Here is a 16,477-nt window from a genome sequence, read left to right as displayed (position 1 = left end):
ATGCTTTTTAGTCGGGCTTGCCCGTTGCGGTGCAGCACGAAGCTGTGGTCTGTTGCGAACAAGGCGGTGAGGGTCGCCGCATCCGAATAGTGCTGGATAAAACAATGGCCGGCCGAGACTTTCATTTCACTTCAGGCACGCGAGGGCGACTGCTGGCGCTCGCCATCATGCTTGCGCCCTTGGCGGCATGCGGCGGCGGCGAGGCACCGTCGGGCAAGGCCAAGGCCGCCCCGCTGGTGCGTGCCGAGCCGCCCGCCATTCACCATTTTGCGGATCAGGTCGAAGCGGTCGGAACGGCGCGCGCCAACGAGCAGGTTACGCTGTCGTCCCCGGTCACCGAGCGGATCGAGCAGGTCAGCTTCACCGACGGCGGCTTCGTGCGGCGCGGGCAGGTGATCGCCACACTGGCGCAGGCGCAGGAGCGTGCCGCCCTTGCTGGTGCCGTCGCGGCGGAGCAGCAGGCAAGGGCGCAGCTCGGCCGCATGAGCGCGCTCAACGAGCGCGGCTTCGTCACTCCGGCAACGCTCGATCAGCAGCGCGCCTTGGCGCAACAGGCCCGCGCCGAGGCGGATACCGCCCGAGCCCAGATCACCGACCGCATCGTCCGGGCGCCATTTTCCGGTTACGCTTCCCAGCGCGCGATATCGCGCGGAACGATCATTTCCGCCGGTACGCCGATCGCGACGATCAGCGACATTTCGCGCATCAAGCTCGACTTCACCGTGCCCGAGACCGCGCTTGCCCATATGCGGATCGGGGAGCCGGTCGTCGCTCATGCCGCCGCCTATCCGGACGTGCCGTTCCGCGGTCAGGTCAGTTCAATCGATCCGGTGATCGATCCCAACACGCGCGCCGCCAGTATCAGGGCGATCCTGCCCAATCCCGGCAACAGGCTGAAGCCAGGCATGCTGCTGACGGTACGGGTGCTCACCGGCGAGCGTGATGCCGCGGCCATTCCGGAGCTGGCGGTACTCGGCGAAGGTGCGGAACGCTACGTCTATGTCGTCGACGGCAAGGACGTGGCGCATCGCACCAAGGTGACCACCGGCGCGCGCGACGGCGGTGTGATCGAAGTACGCGGGATCGCACCAGGCGCCCGTGTCATCACGGAAGGCGTGGTGAAGGTCAGCGACGGGATCAAGGTAAAGGTTGACGGCGGTCCGGCTCCGCGCACCAGGGCGGCGCGGGGCGGAGATGCGGGCCGGGGTCAGCACGGATGATGCTGTCCGACCTTTCCGTCCGCCGACCCGTCGTGGCGGCGGTCGGCGCGATCCTGATCATGATCGTCGGCGTGGTCGCTTTTCTCAACCTCTCCGTCCGTGAATTCCCGGAGACCGATCCCCCGGTCGTCTCGGTACAGACCAGCTATGTCGGCGCAGCCGCCGCGGTGGTCGAAAGCCGCGTCACACAGCCGCTGGAGGGGCGGTTGGCCGGCGTCGAGGGGATCGAGACGATCACCTCACGGTCCACCGACGGGCGTTCGGACATCACAATCGAGTTTCGCCCCAGCCGCGATGTGGACGCGGCGGCGAATGATGTTCGGGATCGGGTGTCCGGCGCGCTCGCCGATCTGCCGGAGGAGGTGTTGCCCCCCGAAGTCCGCAAGGTGGACGCCGACGCCCAGCCCATCATGTACATCGTTGTGCAGGGCGCGTCCTGGGATAAGGTAGCGCTGTCGGACTATGTGGAGCGGTTCCTGCTCGACCGCTTTTCCACCATCGACGGCGTGGCGCAGGTGCAGTTCGTTGGCCAGGCGCGCCCGTCAATGCGGGTGTGGCTCGATCTCGGAAAGCTTGCCGCATACCGGCTGACACCGCGCGATGTGGAGGATGCGCTGCGGCGGCAGAATGTCGAGCTGCCGGCCGGCCGCATCGAATCCTCGACGCAGAACGTCTCGCTGCGTGTTGATCGCGCCTTCGCCAGCCCCGAATCCTTCCGCAGCCTGGTCATCGGCCGGGGCGGCGACGGCTATCTCGTGCGGCTCGGCGACATCGCACGGGTCGAGCGTGGCCCGGAAAATCCATACACCGCCTTCCGCTTTCGTCAGCAGACCGCGCTTGGCCTGGGCATCGTGCGTCAGTCAGGCGCCAACACGCTGGAAGTCGCCAATGGCGTAAAGGCGCTGATGAAGCAGATCGAGCCGGATCTGCCTGCCGGCATCACCATGACTTTGGGCTCGGACAATTCGCTGTTCATCGATCGCGCCATCCATGAGGTATGGCGCACGCTTGGCGAGGCGGTGATCCTGGTTGTGATCGTGATCTATCTGTTTCTGGGTAGCGGACGGGCGACTATCATTCCCACGATCACCGTGCCGATCTGCCTGCTTGGCACCTTCGCGGTCCTGTGGGTGTTCGGCTATTCGATCAACCTGCTCACCCTGCTGGCCTTGGTGCTGGCGATCGGCCTGGTCGTCGATGACGCCATCGTGGTGCTGGAAAACATCCATCACCGCATCATCAAAGGCGAAACCCCGCTGGTCGCCGCCTATCGCGGCACGCGCGAGGTTGGGTTTGCGGTAGTGGCGACCACGGCGGTGGTCTGTGCGGTGTTCGTCCCCGTGATGTTCATCGCCGGTCAGACCGGCCTGCTGTTTCGCGAACTGGCGGTCGCGATGATCGCCGCGATTGCCCTGTCGGGCGTGCTCGCGCTCAGCCTCGTGCCGATGCTGTCGTCGAAACTCCTTCGTCGTGAGGAGGGTGGGCGGCTGGCGCGCTGGGTGGACCACCAGTTCGGACGGCTGGAACACGGCTATGGCCGGCTGCTCGATCATGCGCTTGCCCGGCCGCGCATCGTTCTGGGCGGTGTCGCGCTCTTTCTCCTGGGCTGCGGCTTCCTGTTCGTTCAGATCGATGGCGAGCTGGTCCCGCCGGAGGACACGGGCGTGCTTGAAGTGCGCCTCAATGCGCCGGAAGGCACCAGCTTTGCCGAGCTCGACCGTTACGCCGCTCAGGTCGAGGCCAAGGTTGCGCCGCTCATGACGGAGGATGGGCCGATCCGCGGCTTCAACACGCGCCTGCCGCTCGCTTATGGCATGGCGGAGGATTTCAACGCGTCCAGCATGAGCGTCTTCCTCAAGCCCTGGGAAGAGCGCGCAGAAGAGTCGAAGGACGTCGCGCGGGTCGTGAATGCCGCGTTGCAGGAAGTGCCTGGCGTGCGCGGCAACGCCAATGTGCGCTCCTCGCTCGGTCGCGGACGTGGCCAGCCGGTCGGCTTCGTCATTGCGGGAGCGACCTATGACGATCTCGCCCGCGCCCGGGACCGGATCCTTGCCGCCGCGCGCGACAATCCGGGGCTGGTCAATCTCGATGCCGATTACGTCGAATCGAAGCCCCAGTTGCTGATCGACGTGGATGCCAATCGCGCTGGCGACCTCGGCGTCTCGGTTGATGACGTAAGCCAGGCGCTGCAGACCGTCATGGGCTCGCGCCGCGTCTCCACCTATGTCGACCGCGGCGAGGAATACCGCGTGATGGTGCAGGCCGGCGCGGAGGATCGCGACAAGGAAGCCCGCCTCGACAGCGTCTATGTCCGCGCGCGCTCGGGCGAGTTGGTGCCCCTGTCGAACCTCGTTCATGTGCGCGAGGCGGCGTCCGCGCGTGAGCTTGGCCGGTTCAACAAGATGCGCGCGATCACGCTGCAGGGCGGGCTCGCGCCCGGCTACTCACTGGGCAAGGCGCTGGCCTTTCTGGAGGAGGAGGCACGCAAGTCACCCGAGGTGCAGGCAATCGGCTATCGCGGCGAAAGCCAGTCGCTCAAGCAGACCGGCAACGCCATCTGGGTCGTCTTCGGCATCACCGTGGTGATCATCTATCTGCTGCTCGCCGCGCAGTTCGAAAGCTTCGTCCATCCCGCGGTGATCATCGCCACCGTTCCGCTCGCCGCCGGGGGTGGCATCATCGGCCTGTGGCTCGCCGGCATCACGCTCAACCTGTTCAGCCAGATCGGCATCGTCATGCTGGTCGGCCTCGCCGCCAAGAACGGCATTCTGATCGTCGAATATGCCAATCAGCTACGCGACGAGGGGCAGGAGTTCGTTGCCGCCACGCGTGACGCTGCCATTCGCCGCTTGCGCCCAATCCTCATGACCTCGATCGCCACCGTGTTCGGCGCGGTGCCGCTTGCGCTCAGTCATGGGGCCGGCGCCGGTGCGCGCGGGGCGATTGGCGTGGTGATCGTCGCCGGGGTGACGATCGCGACCGCCATCACCCTGTTCCTGATTCCCGTGCTCTACCGGCTGCTCGCCCGGCGCGCCGCGTCACCGCACATCATCGCGCGCCGGCTCGCGGCGGAGATGCCCGCGGAATAGTTCAGCGGAAGCGCCGCGTGAGCCCAAGCGTGACGGTGCGGGGACGCGCGGCATAGATCTGCCCGATGCCGAAGTTGCTGGAGCTGATCCGGCTCGGTGCCAGCGCATCGAACATATTGTCCACGCCGAGGCGCGCGCTCCAGGCGCCGCGCCGGTACAGCAGATAGGCATCGACCAGCACCCGCGCTGGCGTGCGTTCGTGAAAGGCGCTGTCCCGGCTGAACGTCGAATGCATCGCGCCATTGCCGCTCAGCGCACCGCCCAGCGTCCAATGCGCGGCATCGTGCGAGGCATCAATCGCCCAGTCCCACAGCAATGCGTACGTGACTCGCGGCACGTTCGGCAGCCGATCGCCGCGTTTGCCCACGCCATCGCTGGTGCCCAGCAACGTATCCGCCGTCAGCCGGGCATCGACATAGGCCGCCGTGGCCGAAAGCCGCACGCGCGCGCCGCTCCACGCCACCCGCCCTTCCCCGCCCGTGATCGCCACGCTGGTCAGATTGGTGTTGTAGACGAAAGCTCCATTTGCACTCGTGGTGGCGAAGATCGTGTTCTGCCAGTTGATGTGATAGGCCGACGCCTCGAGGGTCAGCCCGCCCCACGGCGGCGTCTTCACACCGATTTCGTAACTCCAAAGATGATCGGCGCGATAGGCACGCTCATCGTCGTTCAGCTCGGGCGTGATGTTCACGCCGCCGGGACGAAAGCCTTCGGCGACGATGACATAGACCGTGGGCTTGCCGTCGGATGCCCATGTCAGCTCGATCTTGCCGTTCGCCCCTTTTTCCGTGTTGCTGGAGTCGCCGCTGGTGATCGCCCCAGTACCGGTGATGATGTTGGGGATTGGCGTCGATCCACTGGCCGACCGGTGATAGCGATAGACCCGCCCGCCGAACGTCAGTGTCAGATCGGGGGCGATCCGATGCCGCCATTCGGCGAACAGCGCCTGCTGATCCAGCACCGTCTCGATCAGCCGCACACCCGTCACATCCAGTGACTCGAGAACAAGGCCCGTGCCCGCATCCGACCGCACGGCATAGCTCGCCACCTCGTCCGCGCGATGCTCGATGAACACCCCTGCCGTCCAGCCGTCCGGCCCGCCATCGCCATTGTCGAACCGAAGCTCGCCACTGGTGCCGTCGACGCTCATCGGTTGGTACAGGGCGCCCGGCAGCCTGGTATCGAGCCACGCCTGGTAGCGGGTGCGCTGCGCAGGCCCGCAACCCTCCTCACCCAGCGAGAGGCTGTACCGCGTGCAGGCAGCCGTGCTGTCACGCTGGCCGGCGAGCACGCGGGTGAAATCCAGCTGCTTCACGATGCGCCATGCGTAATGGGACGCAGTGGCCGTCATCCGCACGGGGCCGGGCGCCCAGTGCAGCGTCGTGGTCAGCAGCGACAGGCGTTCGCTGTTCGGCACGCGGACTGGCGAGCGGGTTGTCAGCCGTGCCGCACTCGCTTCGGCCACGCCCGCGTCATCGATACGGTTGCGCTGCCGCAGCCACGTCGCCTCGACATCCAGCCTGTCGCTCGGCGTCCAGCTCGCCAGCAGCCGTTCGCTCTCCCGCGTCACCCTGTCCGTATCGGATCGATCCAACCTGTCGTTGTCGATCACGCCGCCCGTCCGCCGGCGGCCAATCACCGCCCGAATGGCCAGCGCACCGCGTACGATCGGGACGTTGACGATCGCATGCGCGGCGAAGCTGGGGCTGCCGTGCGCGGTCACGCCGGCCTCCGCTGATCCCTCTCCATCAAAGTCAGCGATCTCCGCGCGGTTGAAGATCGTGCGCAGCGTGCCGCCCATCGATCCTGCGCCATACAGCGTTCCTTGCGGGCCGCGCAGCAATTCGATCCGATCGATATCGATCAGGTCGACGTCCGGCGCGACCGCCCCGGGGTCGAAGCCGGTGCCGGAAGGCGCGCTGACCGGTGCCTCGCCGAAATAGGTCGCAACGGTGCTTTCGCCCGTTCCCGTCACGCCGCGCACTGACAGGCGCTGCTGCAACGGACCGGTGTTGATCGGGTTCACGGCGGGCGCCAGCCGCGTCAGCCCGCGCAGGTCATAGGCGCGCCGCTCCGCCAGCATGCGGCCGGACACGACCGTCAGGCTCATGCCCGTACGCTGCAACAGCGTCGGTCTGCGCAATGCCGTGACCACGATGTCACTGTCGGGCAACGGAACGGCCACGTTGTCCTGCGCCAGCCGTTCGAGCACGATGATTCCCCGCGCCACCGTTCGCGCTTGCAGCCGGGTGCCGGCGAGCGCGCGGGACAAGGCCTTCGTCACTGGCAGGTTGCGCGGGATGGCCGGGGCGGACCAGCCTGTCACCATCGTGGGATCGAACAGCAATTGTACGCCCGCCGCCGCCGCAATCTCATGCAACACGCGGTCCAGCGAGCCGGCGGCGACCGCGTGGCGGAGGCGCGCTTCGTCCCCTGCCACCCGCGCTGAGGCCTGTGCGGCAACAGCGATCGGCTGAAGCCCAGCGAGCGCCGTCACCACGCCGATAAACCACAAATTCCGCCCGACTGCGCCCGTATGCACCCGCCTTCCCCGCCTGGATCATGCCGAGCTTCGCGGCGCTGCACAACATTGAGCAAAGGTTATGGAACAACCAAACAGAAGCCGGGTTGACGATCCATCGTCAAAGTGATCGACTGCCGGTTCAGCCCTTTGGAAAGAAAGGGCATTGGGGAGGAGGGCACTCCAATCGGCACGGGGGGCGGTCGCTGTTGCTCAGGGCGGAAGTACGGGACGATTCTGATTGCCGGCCTGATCTTCAGGTAACGCAATTGTTGCCGACGATCCGTCGGTATCTTTCCCGGCGCGTTCCTGCCGCCGATGTCGATGATCTCGTCCAGGATGTCGTTCTTCGGCTTCATTCCAGGCGCAGCGATACGACGATCGACAATCCTGCCGCTTATCTGTTCCAGGTCGCGCATAGCGTGCTGACCGATCACGCCCGGCGCAATCAGGTCCGTCACCGATCTGCCCACCAGACGCTGGAAAATGATCACCACCCCGTTGAGGTATGCTCGCCCGATCGCGTCTTGCAGGGAAAGGAGGATCTCGCGCAGCTCGTTGCAGCAATCGGCGACTTGCCCGAACGTACCCGCCAGGCGTTCGTGCTTCATCGGTTTGAGGAGATGAGCTACACGGCGATCGCTCGTCACATGGGCATATCGGTCAGTGCAGTCGAAAAGCATATCATGAAGGCCATTCGCATCCTGACGGCGGCCATCGCCTGATGTCCGACAATCAGGCGAAGACGCCCGCCGACGCGGCGGCGGCTTGGTATGTGCGCAGCCATGCGCCGGTCATGCCGGCCGACGAGCGCGCGGCACTGGATGAGTGGATCAGGAACGATGCGGCGGGCAAGCAGGCCTGGGCACAGGTGGGCAAGCTCGATGTCATGCTCGAACAGATCGGCGAGGATCCGGCGATCGTCGCGCTGCGGGACGCTGCACGCGCACCGGTCGCCGCGCCTGCTTCGCGCCGCTGGATGATCGGCGGGGCACTGGCCGCCGCTCTGGTGGCCGCGATCGGCCTGCCATTCGCCTCCGGCCTGATCGAGCAATCGCCAGACCAGGGCACCGCCACGTCACGCCATTATGCCGCTGCCGCATCACCCCGCTCTGTCGCCCTGCCCGACGGATCGACCATGCTGCTCGACGCCCGCTCGGCCGCTGACGTGTCGCTGGGTGAGGTTCGCGCCGTCACATTGGCTCAGGGCCGAGCGCTCTTCACCGTGGCGAAGGACAAGGCGCACCCCTTCGTTGTCTCAACGAATGGCGATAGCGTCACTGCACTTGGCACGCAGTTTAGCGTGGAGCGCGCAAAGCGCGAGACGGTCGTGGCGCTGCTCGAAGGATCGGTGCGGGTCGTCACCCGTGCAGGCACGCACAAGCTGCAGCCGGGGGAGACGCTGCGCGCCAGCGACACGCATGTCATGCTGGGCCATGATGCAGAGGCCGCCACAAGCTGGCGCAGCGGGCGGCTAGATTTCAGCGCCGTGCCGCTGGCGGACGTAGCCGCTTCACTCAGCCGCTATGGATCGACAAGGATCATCATCGCCGACCGCGATCTTGCGCGGCAACCCTATAGCGGTTCCTTCACCACCGATGGGGGCGCGGACGCCCTTGTCGCCGCCTTGGTCGCCACCCGCGCTGCGCGGGTGGCTTCAAAGACCAGCGACACGATTACGCTGACTCGCTGACAGGGAAAGCGTCGCATCGGGACGCGGCCCAATCAAGCGCTTCGTCCGCCGCAACGCCGCGGCGGCCCGCTCTTCCGCAATCTCGACAGCTTCAGGTTTCGGGCCCGGTGGATGTCCGGACAAGCCCGGTTATGGCGAGGCAGCTTCGCAGAAGCCTCGCCATGACCGGAAGGTCGATCAGGTCGTGTAACTCAGCTTCTAGTCGACCGCGCCGTCACGATAGTCCAGCGGCGGCTGGCGATTGCCCAGCAAAGCCTCATATTTGAAGTCCGCACCGCGCCGCGCGGCGAATTCCTTCTTCGCCGCCTCAATGATGGCGGGGTTGCGGAACAGGTCCGCTGCCGCCAGCGCCAGCGTCTTGGTCGCCAGCACCGCCCCCTTCACGCCGATGCTCGACCCCGCGGCTGCGACATTCTGCCAGCTGTGCCCGGCTGATCCCGGCACGAAGGTCGCCGTGGAAAGCCCGACGGTCGGCGTATTCCAGCTCACATCGGCGACATCGGTGGAGCCGCCCATGGCATCGGGAACGATCACGGCTGGCACGATCTTGCCCACGGTTTCCACCGGCGGCGGGTTGACCAGCGTCTCCTGGATCTTCTTGCCGAACGCAACTTCCTCCGGCGTCCAACTGATCGCCCCAGCGGTCTGAAGGCTGGCGTCCATGACCTTCATCAGCGCTTCGTTAGGCAGCAGCGAGTAGACGCCGCCAGTCACTTCCCAATCCACCTTGGTCTGCGTGCCCATCGCTGCGCCCTGCGCCGCCTGGGTCACCCACTCCCATGTCGCCTTTACGATCGCCGGATCGGTGTGGCGCACATAGTAATAAACCTCCGCCTCGTCCGGCACGACATTGGGCGCCTTGCCGCCCTTGGTGATGACATAGTGGATGCGCGTCCGGTCGGGGATATGCTCGCGCATCAGATTGACCATCGAGTCCATGGCCTCGACCCCGTCGAGCGCCGATCGGCCCTTGTCCGGCCCGCCTGCGGCGTGGGCGGACTTGCCATGGAAGCGGAACTTGCCCGAAATATTGGCCATGGACGGCCCCTGCGCGGCCGTGTTGACGTTGCCCGGGTGCCAGTGCAGCACCGTATCAACGTCGTTGAACAGGCCGGCACGCACCATATAGACCTTGCCCGAGCCGCCCTCTTCGGCCGGCGTGCCATAGACGCGGATCTCGCCGGTCACTTTGTTCTTCACCATCCAGTCCTTCACCGCGATGGCGGCATAGGTGCTGGCGGCACCGAACAGATTATGGCCGCAGCCATGCCCTGCCGGCCCGCCCGCACTGGCCTTGGTCGGCTGGGCAAGCTGCGACAGGCCGGGCAGCGCATCATATTCGGCCAGCACGCCGATCACTGGCCCGGCTCCGTTCTTGAAGCTGGCGACAAACGCCGTCGGCTCACCCGCGACACCGGCCTGGATGGTAAAGCCTGCCGCCTTCAGCTTGGATTGAAGCAGCGCGGTGCTCTGCGTCTCCTTGTAGCCGACCTCGGCGAATTTCCAGATCGCCAGCGCGGTGTCGCCGACTGCTTTCTCGTTTGCGGCGACATTGCCCAGGATCTGCTGCTTGTCCGCGGCCGGCAGCTGCTGCGCCAGTGCCGGCGCAGCGACCGCGGTCAGCGCCGCCGCAATGATTGTGGCTCGTGTCTTCACGTCGTTATTCCCCTCTTACCCGCTCAGAACTTCTTGGTCGCGCCGATAAAGAAATAGCGGCCGATCACGTCATAGTTCTGCGCATCATAATTGCCTTCGGTATCGCCCACCTGCGGCGGCTCGCGGTTGAACAGATTGGTCACGCCCATGCGGAACTGCGTATTGTCGTCCACGTCGAAGCGGGCGTTGAGGTCGAACACATTGTAGGCCTCGACACCGCGGGTCGTGCTGGCCGGCGTCACCACCTTGGCCGAGTTGACCATGCTGTCGATGAAGCGCCAGCGGAAGCCGATGCTCGCCTGCCCGAGCGAATAGCTGAGCGAGGTGATCGCCTTCCAGCGCGGGTGCGCGGTGCCCGCCGTGGTTTCCACACCCACGCCGATCGATCCCGCATAGTCATAGGCCTGCGCTCCTGGCAGCGCCTGGATCTCGAACTTGTCGAGGTAGCTCACCGCCGTGTTCAGCGCGATGGTGCCGGAGTCTCCGCCGATCCCCAGGGAGTCCAGGCCGAAGCGCCAGTCGAACTGGATGTCGACGCCCTGCACATTGTAGGTGCCCAGGTTCAGCAGCGGCTGCGTTGGATTGAGCGGCACGCCAGACGCGCCGTTGCGGGTGATCAGTGAGCAATAATAATTGTTCGGATCGAAACTCGGGTTGTTGCCGCCCGAGTTGAAGCAGAACTGGAAGGCCTGCGCGATCGACAGCGGCCCCACCGCGTCGCTGATCTTGATCTTGTAGAAGTCCACCGACAGCGACATGTTGCGCGCCATCCCGCCAAACGGCGATTGCAGTACCGCGCCGGCCGAATAGGTGTCGGCCGTTTCTTCCTGCAGATCCGGGTTGCCACCGGTCAGGGCGAAGACCTGCGCGGTGCCCAGCTGATAGCTGTCGATGATAGACGTCGGCACGCCTTGTGCCAGGCACAGTGCGCGCACCTGCGTGCCGTTCGCCCCTTGGCGATAGGAGGAGCGCACGTCGCACGGATCGCCGTTCGTCGTCGTCGCGGTTGCCGTGCCGATGCCGACCGACCCGGTCGAGACGGGCGCGAACAGCTCGCCGACGCTCGGCGCCCGGATCGCGCGATTATAGCCGCCGCGCAGCCGCAGCGGATCGAACACCTGCCAATTGGCATCGACCTTATAGGCGTGAACGCCGCCGACCGAATTATAGTCGGAGAAGCGATAGCCGAGGTTCACCTCCAACTGCTTGATCAGCGGCAGATCGCGCAGCAGCGGCACCAGCATTTCGGCATAGACTTCCTTGGTGTCGACCGATCCGCCGGCCGGCCGCAGAACGCTATAGCCCAGCACGTCGCTGGTTCCGTCGGCCTGGTTCAGCGCGCTGTCGGGATTGAAGCCATAGCTGTTGTAGCGATAGTCCGCACCCACCGCGAGGCGCACCTCGCCCGCCGGCAACGAGAAGAGCGCTCCCTGAAGGTTGCCCTCAACCGTGCGCTGCTTCAGCTCGTTGGTGTTGAGCGTGCGGCGCGAGATATAATCAATGCAATCCTGCGAAGGTGTCAGGTTGCCGAACGGGTTAAAGCCCCCTTCGCAATACTCGGTGCCGCCCGTTGGCGAGTAGAGCAGGTTGCGCAGCGCGCTCGCGCTTGCGCCGCCGGTCTGCTCATTGGAGAACTTCGCCTGGCTGGTCGAACCGTAAACGTCCCAGGTCCAGTCCCCCAGCCCCAGCTTGCCCGACAGGCCCGCCGTGATCTGCCACACCTCATAATCATAGCTCTGGTAGCGCGGGCCAAGGATGTTGAACGCCTTGTAGAAAGTGAAGTCACCGGCGGGCGTCGGACGCGAGGCAAGGATCGAGCGGAAGGCCGCGGAGATGAAGGGGTTCGTCACCGGCACGTTCAGGCCATAGACGTTGGAGGCCAGCGTCGGGTTGGTGATGCCGAGCGAGGTGTAGCTGGTGTAGGTCGCCTGGATGAATGCCTTCACATCGTCGGTGACGTCATAATCCACCTTGCCGAACACCGACCAGCGATCGAGATCTGCCTGCAGCGATCCGCCATTATATCCGAAGTTGATCTGCTGCGAGTTGGTGCCCGAGTTGACGATATAGGCTTCGTCGGACTGCGGATCGCGAAAGTTCAGCACCGGCACGCCGGCGGTGGAGAACAGGCTCTGATCGGTGTTGAACCCGATCTGCCCGGTATAGCGTCCGGCCGCATTGCCGGTAAGCGGGCGAGTGCCATATTGCCCAACGAACACGTTGTTCACCGCGGCCAGCGTCGGCAGGTTGGCGCCGAACAGCACAGTGCCCTGCGGAATGGTCGACAGGCCCGGCGTCGAGGACCGGAACACGTAATAGTCGCGCTTGTCCTGCACCGCCCGCTCGCGATTGGTGTAGTCGACCGACAGCACCGCGCTGCCGCGATCGTCGGCAAACGTCGACCCCATGGTCGCCGTGATGCGGTAGCTCTTGCCGTCGCCGTAATCGCTGACGCCCGTTTGTCCGGCGAGTTCAAGCCCGTTGAAGCGCCGCTTCAGCCGGAAGTTCACGACGCCCGCGGTCGCGTCCGAACCATAAGTGGTCGATGCGCCGCCGGTAATTACCTCGATATTCTCGATCAGCGCTTCGGGGATGATGTTGAGGTCGACCGAACCGTCAGGATTGGACGGCTGGATACGGCGTCCGTCAAGCAGCAGCAGCGTCCGCTTCGACCCCAGCCCGCGCAGCGATGCATAGGCCTGGCCACCGTTCAGGCCGGTAGAGGTGCTGCCGGTGTTGCCGGCGCCGAACGAACCCGCGAATTGCGGCAATTGCGTCAACGTGCTTTCCACCGTCACACGGCCGGTATTCTCGATCGCAGTGCTGCCAACGGACACGATCGGCGAGTTGGCGACATAGTCCGGGCGGGCGATGCGGCTACCGGTGACGACGATATCTTCGGAGGGCGGCGGAGGGGCGCCCGGATCCTGCGCCTCGGCAATCGCCTGGGCAGCAGCCGGCGGCGGATTTTCTTCAGTTGGCACGGAAACCTGCGCGGCGGCCTGGGCGGCGATCAGGGCAATGCCGGCCGTTCCGACTGACAGAAGCGTGCGAAGCACGAAGCGCTGGTGCATGGCGTGTCTTATCCCTTGAAGCGCCGCCTCGTCTCGGGCGGCTCAAGGATCAAGACGCGGACGCCAGATCACCCCTCACCTCGCATGTGCAAAAAATATTACGCAAACGTGGCGAAACGGAGAAGCAGAAGATCGCGAAACACCACGTTTGCATAACATTATTTCATCACATCACTTCTGCACTGCCGCTCTTGCCGCGCCTTCAATCCAGGCCGAATGTCGCTCCCCACGAGCTGCGCCCTGCCGTTTCCCGTCGATGCCGGAACGGACCGGGCATGACGGCGCCGACTATCAAAATGGAAGCAATCACTTCTTGAGGGCGGCCGGCCAAACCGAGCCGCCCTCCCCCGCCTTATTGCGCCGCAGCGCTCGCCGGGCCGTAGAGGATGCCGTTGAACAGCAGCTTGAACGAGGCATAGGGCTGCGCGCGCTGGGTCACTTCCGGCCCCATCGCGAACAGCTTGCCCTCGCCCAGATCCACCTCGGCCACGGCCACGGTGCCCTTCAGCTTCTCCTGCCCCACGGCCCAGCCGCTGCGCAGCGGCGTCGCGCTGTCGAAAGTAACGATCGGGGTCGCGCCCGCTGCCGGCACGAACGGCTGGCTCTCGTCGAAGAACAGATCCACCCTGGGCGCCATGCCATAGGCCAGCGGCTTGGTCGGATCGACGCTCGCCGACAGCACCGAGCCGGGGATGTAGAACTGCTTGTGATCGAGCGCGGCGACCGTCCCGTCCGGCTTTTTCGTCACCAGCGCCGGCTGGATCGCCGGTGACAGCATGGAGGCGAGCGCATTGGCGCTGCCCACCGTGATCACCGTGCCGCCCGCCTTGGCGAAGGCATCAATCGCCGGCACCGACTTGTCCTTGCTTACATCGCCCAGCCAGGCGCGATAGTCCGCCGGAATGTCCGCCGGCTTGGGCATGGAATTGCGGTAACCGCCCGGATAGGCGCCGCCGCGCTGCACCGGTACCGTGCCGTCGGCAAAGACGAGCACGTCATATTTCGCCTTCAGGTTCCCGGCATCGAGCGTCTGCGGATAGACCACCTCGAACGGGAATTCATATTGTTCCAGCAGCCAGCGGGTCCAGCCGGCCGGCATCACGCCGCCATAGTGATCCACCAGCCCCACGCGCACCGGCTTCAACGCGGTCTTCGCCGCCGTGGGGGCGCGCGACACGCGATGGGCGTCAACCCCCAGCGGCGCGGATTGCGCGATGATCGCGGCCGCCTGCGGCGTCGCCGGGATCCACAGCGCGCCCGGCGCGAAGGTCACGCTGCCTGCCTTGGTCGGCGCGTCCAGCCAGGAGACAGGCACGCCTGCCTTCAGCAGCCGGTTGGTCAGGATGAAGCTGTTGTTCGTCTCATGCCCGACGATGAAGCCGGCATTGCCCGATCCCAGCAAGCGCCCCGGCGGCGGGGTCAGCTGATCGGTCGTGACCCGCGTGAACTGTCCGTCGAACCCGTCGAGAATGCGGTCGAACTGCACGCCCATTTGATAGGCCAGCGTATAGCCGGTGATGTCATACGGAGCCTTGGGCGGACCGCCGGGATATTCCAGATCATGCGGGTGATCCTGCGGCTCGAACATGTCGAGCACGTGCGGGCGATAGGCCTGCGCGGTCTTCACCACATAACTGCCCGCGGGATAGCGCTTGCCACCCGCCGTGAATGGCGCCGTCGCCTGCTCGATATCGACACCCGTCTTCAAGAGCGCGTTGAGGAAGGCAATCGTGGTCGGCGTGTCGCGCTGCATCGGCGGCAGCACATAGCCACGCGGATCGCGCTTCGCCGGATCCTGCAGCACGGTCTTGTAGAGCCCGCTATCGACCGGAGGGGGGCCGCGGAAATAGACTTCGCCGCCCTCGGCCGTCCTGCCCTTGGCTGCTTCCTTCACCGCATCAACGTCGTTGGGTGTGATCGTCCAGCTGTCGCGCTTGCCGCGCGCGATCGCCTGGTCGCCCATGCGCCAGATGTTCATCAGCAGCCGCTCGCGATTGCGCGCGGCATAGTCCATCACGGCGCGATCGAGCGAGTTCTGGTATTCCAGGCTGTCCTTCAGGTGCCATTCCTGCGGCGCGACCGGCAGCGGCTCGTCATTGCGCGCGAGCTGGAAATCGGGGATCAGCGGGATCTTCTCGGGCGTCGGCCCGCCGATGATCTCGGTCAGCAGCCCGATCGAATTGTGGAAATACGCAACCGAGCGGACCATGCCGTTGTGCCAGGTGGAATAAGGCGCCGCGGAGCGCATGCCCGACCCCGGCTTCTGCTCGGACACCAGCCGGCTATGCATCGCCGCGCCGACTTCCTGCAGCTCAGTCATCACGATCGGGCTGTAGTTGTAGTTAAAGGGATCGCGGAACGGCGGAACGAACACGACCATGCCGGCGGGGCCGGTCTGGTGCTGGTTGAAGATGATCTGCGGATACCATTCGCGGAACAGCACGCGGTTCACTGCGGTCGTCTCGGGCATCTGCGACATGAAGCTGTCGCGGTTGTTATCGTGCCCGACATATTTCTGGTACAGCCGCGGAATGGTGCGGAACTCGCGATCCTTGGGGTCGGGGTTGCGCATGTACCAGTCGGCGACCAGCTGCAGCCCATCGGGATTGTCGTGCCCGAACAGCACGATGGTTTCTTCCAGGATGCGCTTGGTCTCGGCATCCTGTCCGCTCAGCATCCGGTAGAGAACGTGAATCTGGCTCTGCGTCGTCACCGTCTCGGTCGCGTGCAGCCCGGCGTCGATCCACACGATCGCGCGACCCTCGGCGGCCAGCGTCTTGGCCTCCGCCTCGCTCACGCCTTCTGCCTTGGCGAGCCGGCGGGCGATCTCACGATAGCGGTCCAGCTTGGCGAGGTTCGCGGGCGAGGAGACGACGGCCGTCCACATCGTCCGCCCCTCGGCGCTCTTGCCGATGTCGATCAGCTTCATGCGATCGGACTGGGCCGCCAGCGTCTTCAGATACTTCTCATAAGCATCGTAGTTGGCGAGGTAATAATCGCTTCCAGGCTCGGTCGGAAAAGCTTCCGCCGGCGACGGCAGCGTGCCGGATTTGGGGGTGATCGGATCGGCCAATGCCGGAACCGCGAGCGCCAGTGCCGCCGCCCCGCAGAAAAGTCCCAATCTGGTCATATTACCCCCCGTTTATATCGCTGCTGAACCCTAAGACGCACGTTTGCGGTCAAACCGCACCCGACACTTTCCGAAATTCTCCGAAACTTTCCGA

At 65.3% G+C, this 16,477-nt stretch carries 8 protein-coding genes; 4 read left to right on the top strand and 4 right to left on the bottom strand.

Annotated elements, in window-relative coordinates; translation table 11 throughout:
* The first annotated feature begins 104 nt into the window (after positions 1 to 104).
* Together BMX36_RS00760 and BMX36_RS00755 are read left to right on the top strand one after the other, a co-directional pair.
* Positions 105 to 1,220 carry an efflux RND transporter periplasmic adaptor subunit gene (locus BMX36_RS00760; protein WP_093063315.1) on the top strand — a complete coding sequence of 372 codons (1,116 nt, stop codon included), beginning with the start codon at positions 105 to 107 and terminating at the stop codon, positions 1,218 to 1,220.
* Positions 1,217 to 4,309 carry an efflux RND transporter permease subunit gene (locus tag BMX36_RS00755; RefSeq protein WP_093063314.1) on the top strand — a complete coding sequence of 1,031 codons (3,093 nt, stop codon included), beginning with the start codon at positions 1,217 to 1,219 and terminating at the stop codon, positions 4,307 to 4,309. The genes BMX36_RS00760 and BMX36_RS00755 overlap by 4 nt, the downstream gene beginning before the upstream one ends.
* 1 nt (position 4,310) lies before the next feature.
* Here BMX36_RS00755 and BMX36_RS00750 read toward each other — a convergent pair whose 3' ends face one another.
* Positions 4,311 to 6,851 (bottom strand): TonB-dependent receptor, encoded by a 2,541-nt coding sequence (locus BMX36_RS00750; protein ID WP_093063313.1) that lies wholly within the window; start codon positions 6,849 to 6,851, stop codon positions 4,311 to 4,313.
* A gap of 20 nt (positions 6,852 to 6,871) precedes the next feature.
* Between BMX36_RS00750 and BMX36_RS00745 the strand changes: the two genes are divergently transcribed.
* Positions 6,872 to 7,555, top strand: a complete 684-nt coding sequence (locus BMX36_RS00745) for an RNA polymerase sigma factor (RefSeq protein WP_093063312.1) — start codon at positions 6,872 to 6,874, stop codon at positions 7,553 to 7,555.
* Positions 7,555 to 8,523 carry a FecR family protein gene (locus tag BMX36_RS00740; RefSeq protein WP_093063311.1) on the top strand — a complete coding sequence of 323 codons (969 nt, stop codon included), beginning with the start codon at positions 7,555 to 7,557 and terminating at the stop codon, positions 8,521 to 8,523. Before BMX36_RS00745 ends, BMX36_RS00740 begins: the two co-directional genes overlap by 1 nt.
* 198 nt (positions 8,524 to 8,721) lie before the next feature.
* On the opposite strand, the gene BMX36_RS00735 is transcribed toward BMX36_RS00740, so the two are convergent.
* The 3 genes from BMX36_RS00735 to BMX36_RS00725 all read right to left on the bottom strand — a co-directional run bounded on the left by BMX36_RS00735 (position 8,722) and on the right by BMX36_RS00725 (position 16,383).
* Positions 8,722 to 10,179: an amidohydrolase gene (locus tag BMX36_RS00735; RefSeq protein WP_177178971.1), complete on the bottom strand. Its 1,458-nt coding sequence runs from the start codon at positions 10,177 to 10,179 to the stop codon at positions 8,722 to 8,724.
* 23 nt (positions 10,180 to 10,202) lie between these two features.
* Positions 10,203 to 13,253: a TonB-dependent receptor domain-containing protein gene (locus BMX36_RS00730; protein ID WP_093063310.1), complete on the bottom strand. Its 3,051-nt coding sequence runs from the start codon at positions 13,251 to 13,253 to the stop codon at positions 10,203 to 10,205.
* Positions 13,254 to 13,605: 352 nt separating this feature from the next.
* On the bottom strand, positions 13,606 to 16,383 hold the full coding sequence (locus BMX36_RS00725) for a M14 family metallopeptidase (protein WP_093063309.1): 2,778 nt from the start codon (positions 16,381 to 16,383) through the stop codon (positions 13,606 to 13,608).
* Positions 16,384 to 16,477: the final 94 nt, after the last annotated feature.

The sequence above is a fragment of the Sphingomonas sp. OV641 genome, from assembly GCF_900109205.1.
GTDB lineage: Bacteria > Pseudomonadota > Alphaproteobacteria > Sphingomonadales > Sphingomonadaceae > Sphingomonas.
The sequence above is the reverse complement of the archived record's forward strand: the minus strand, read 5'-3'. Positions and strand labels throughout refer to the sequence as shown.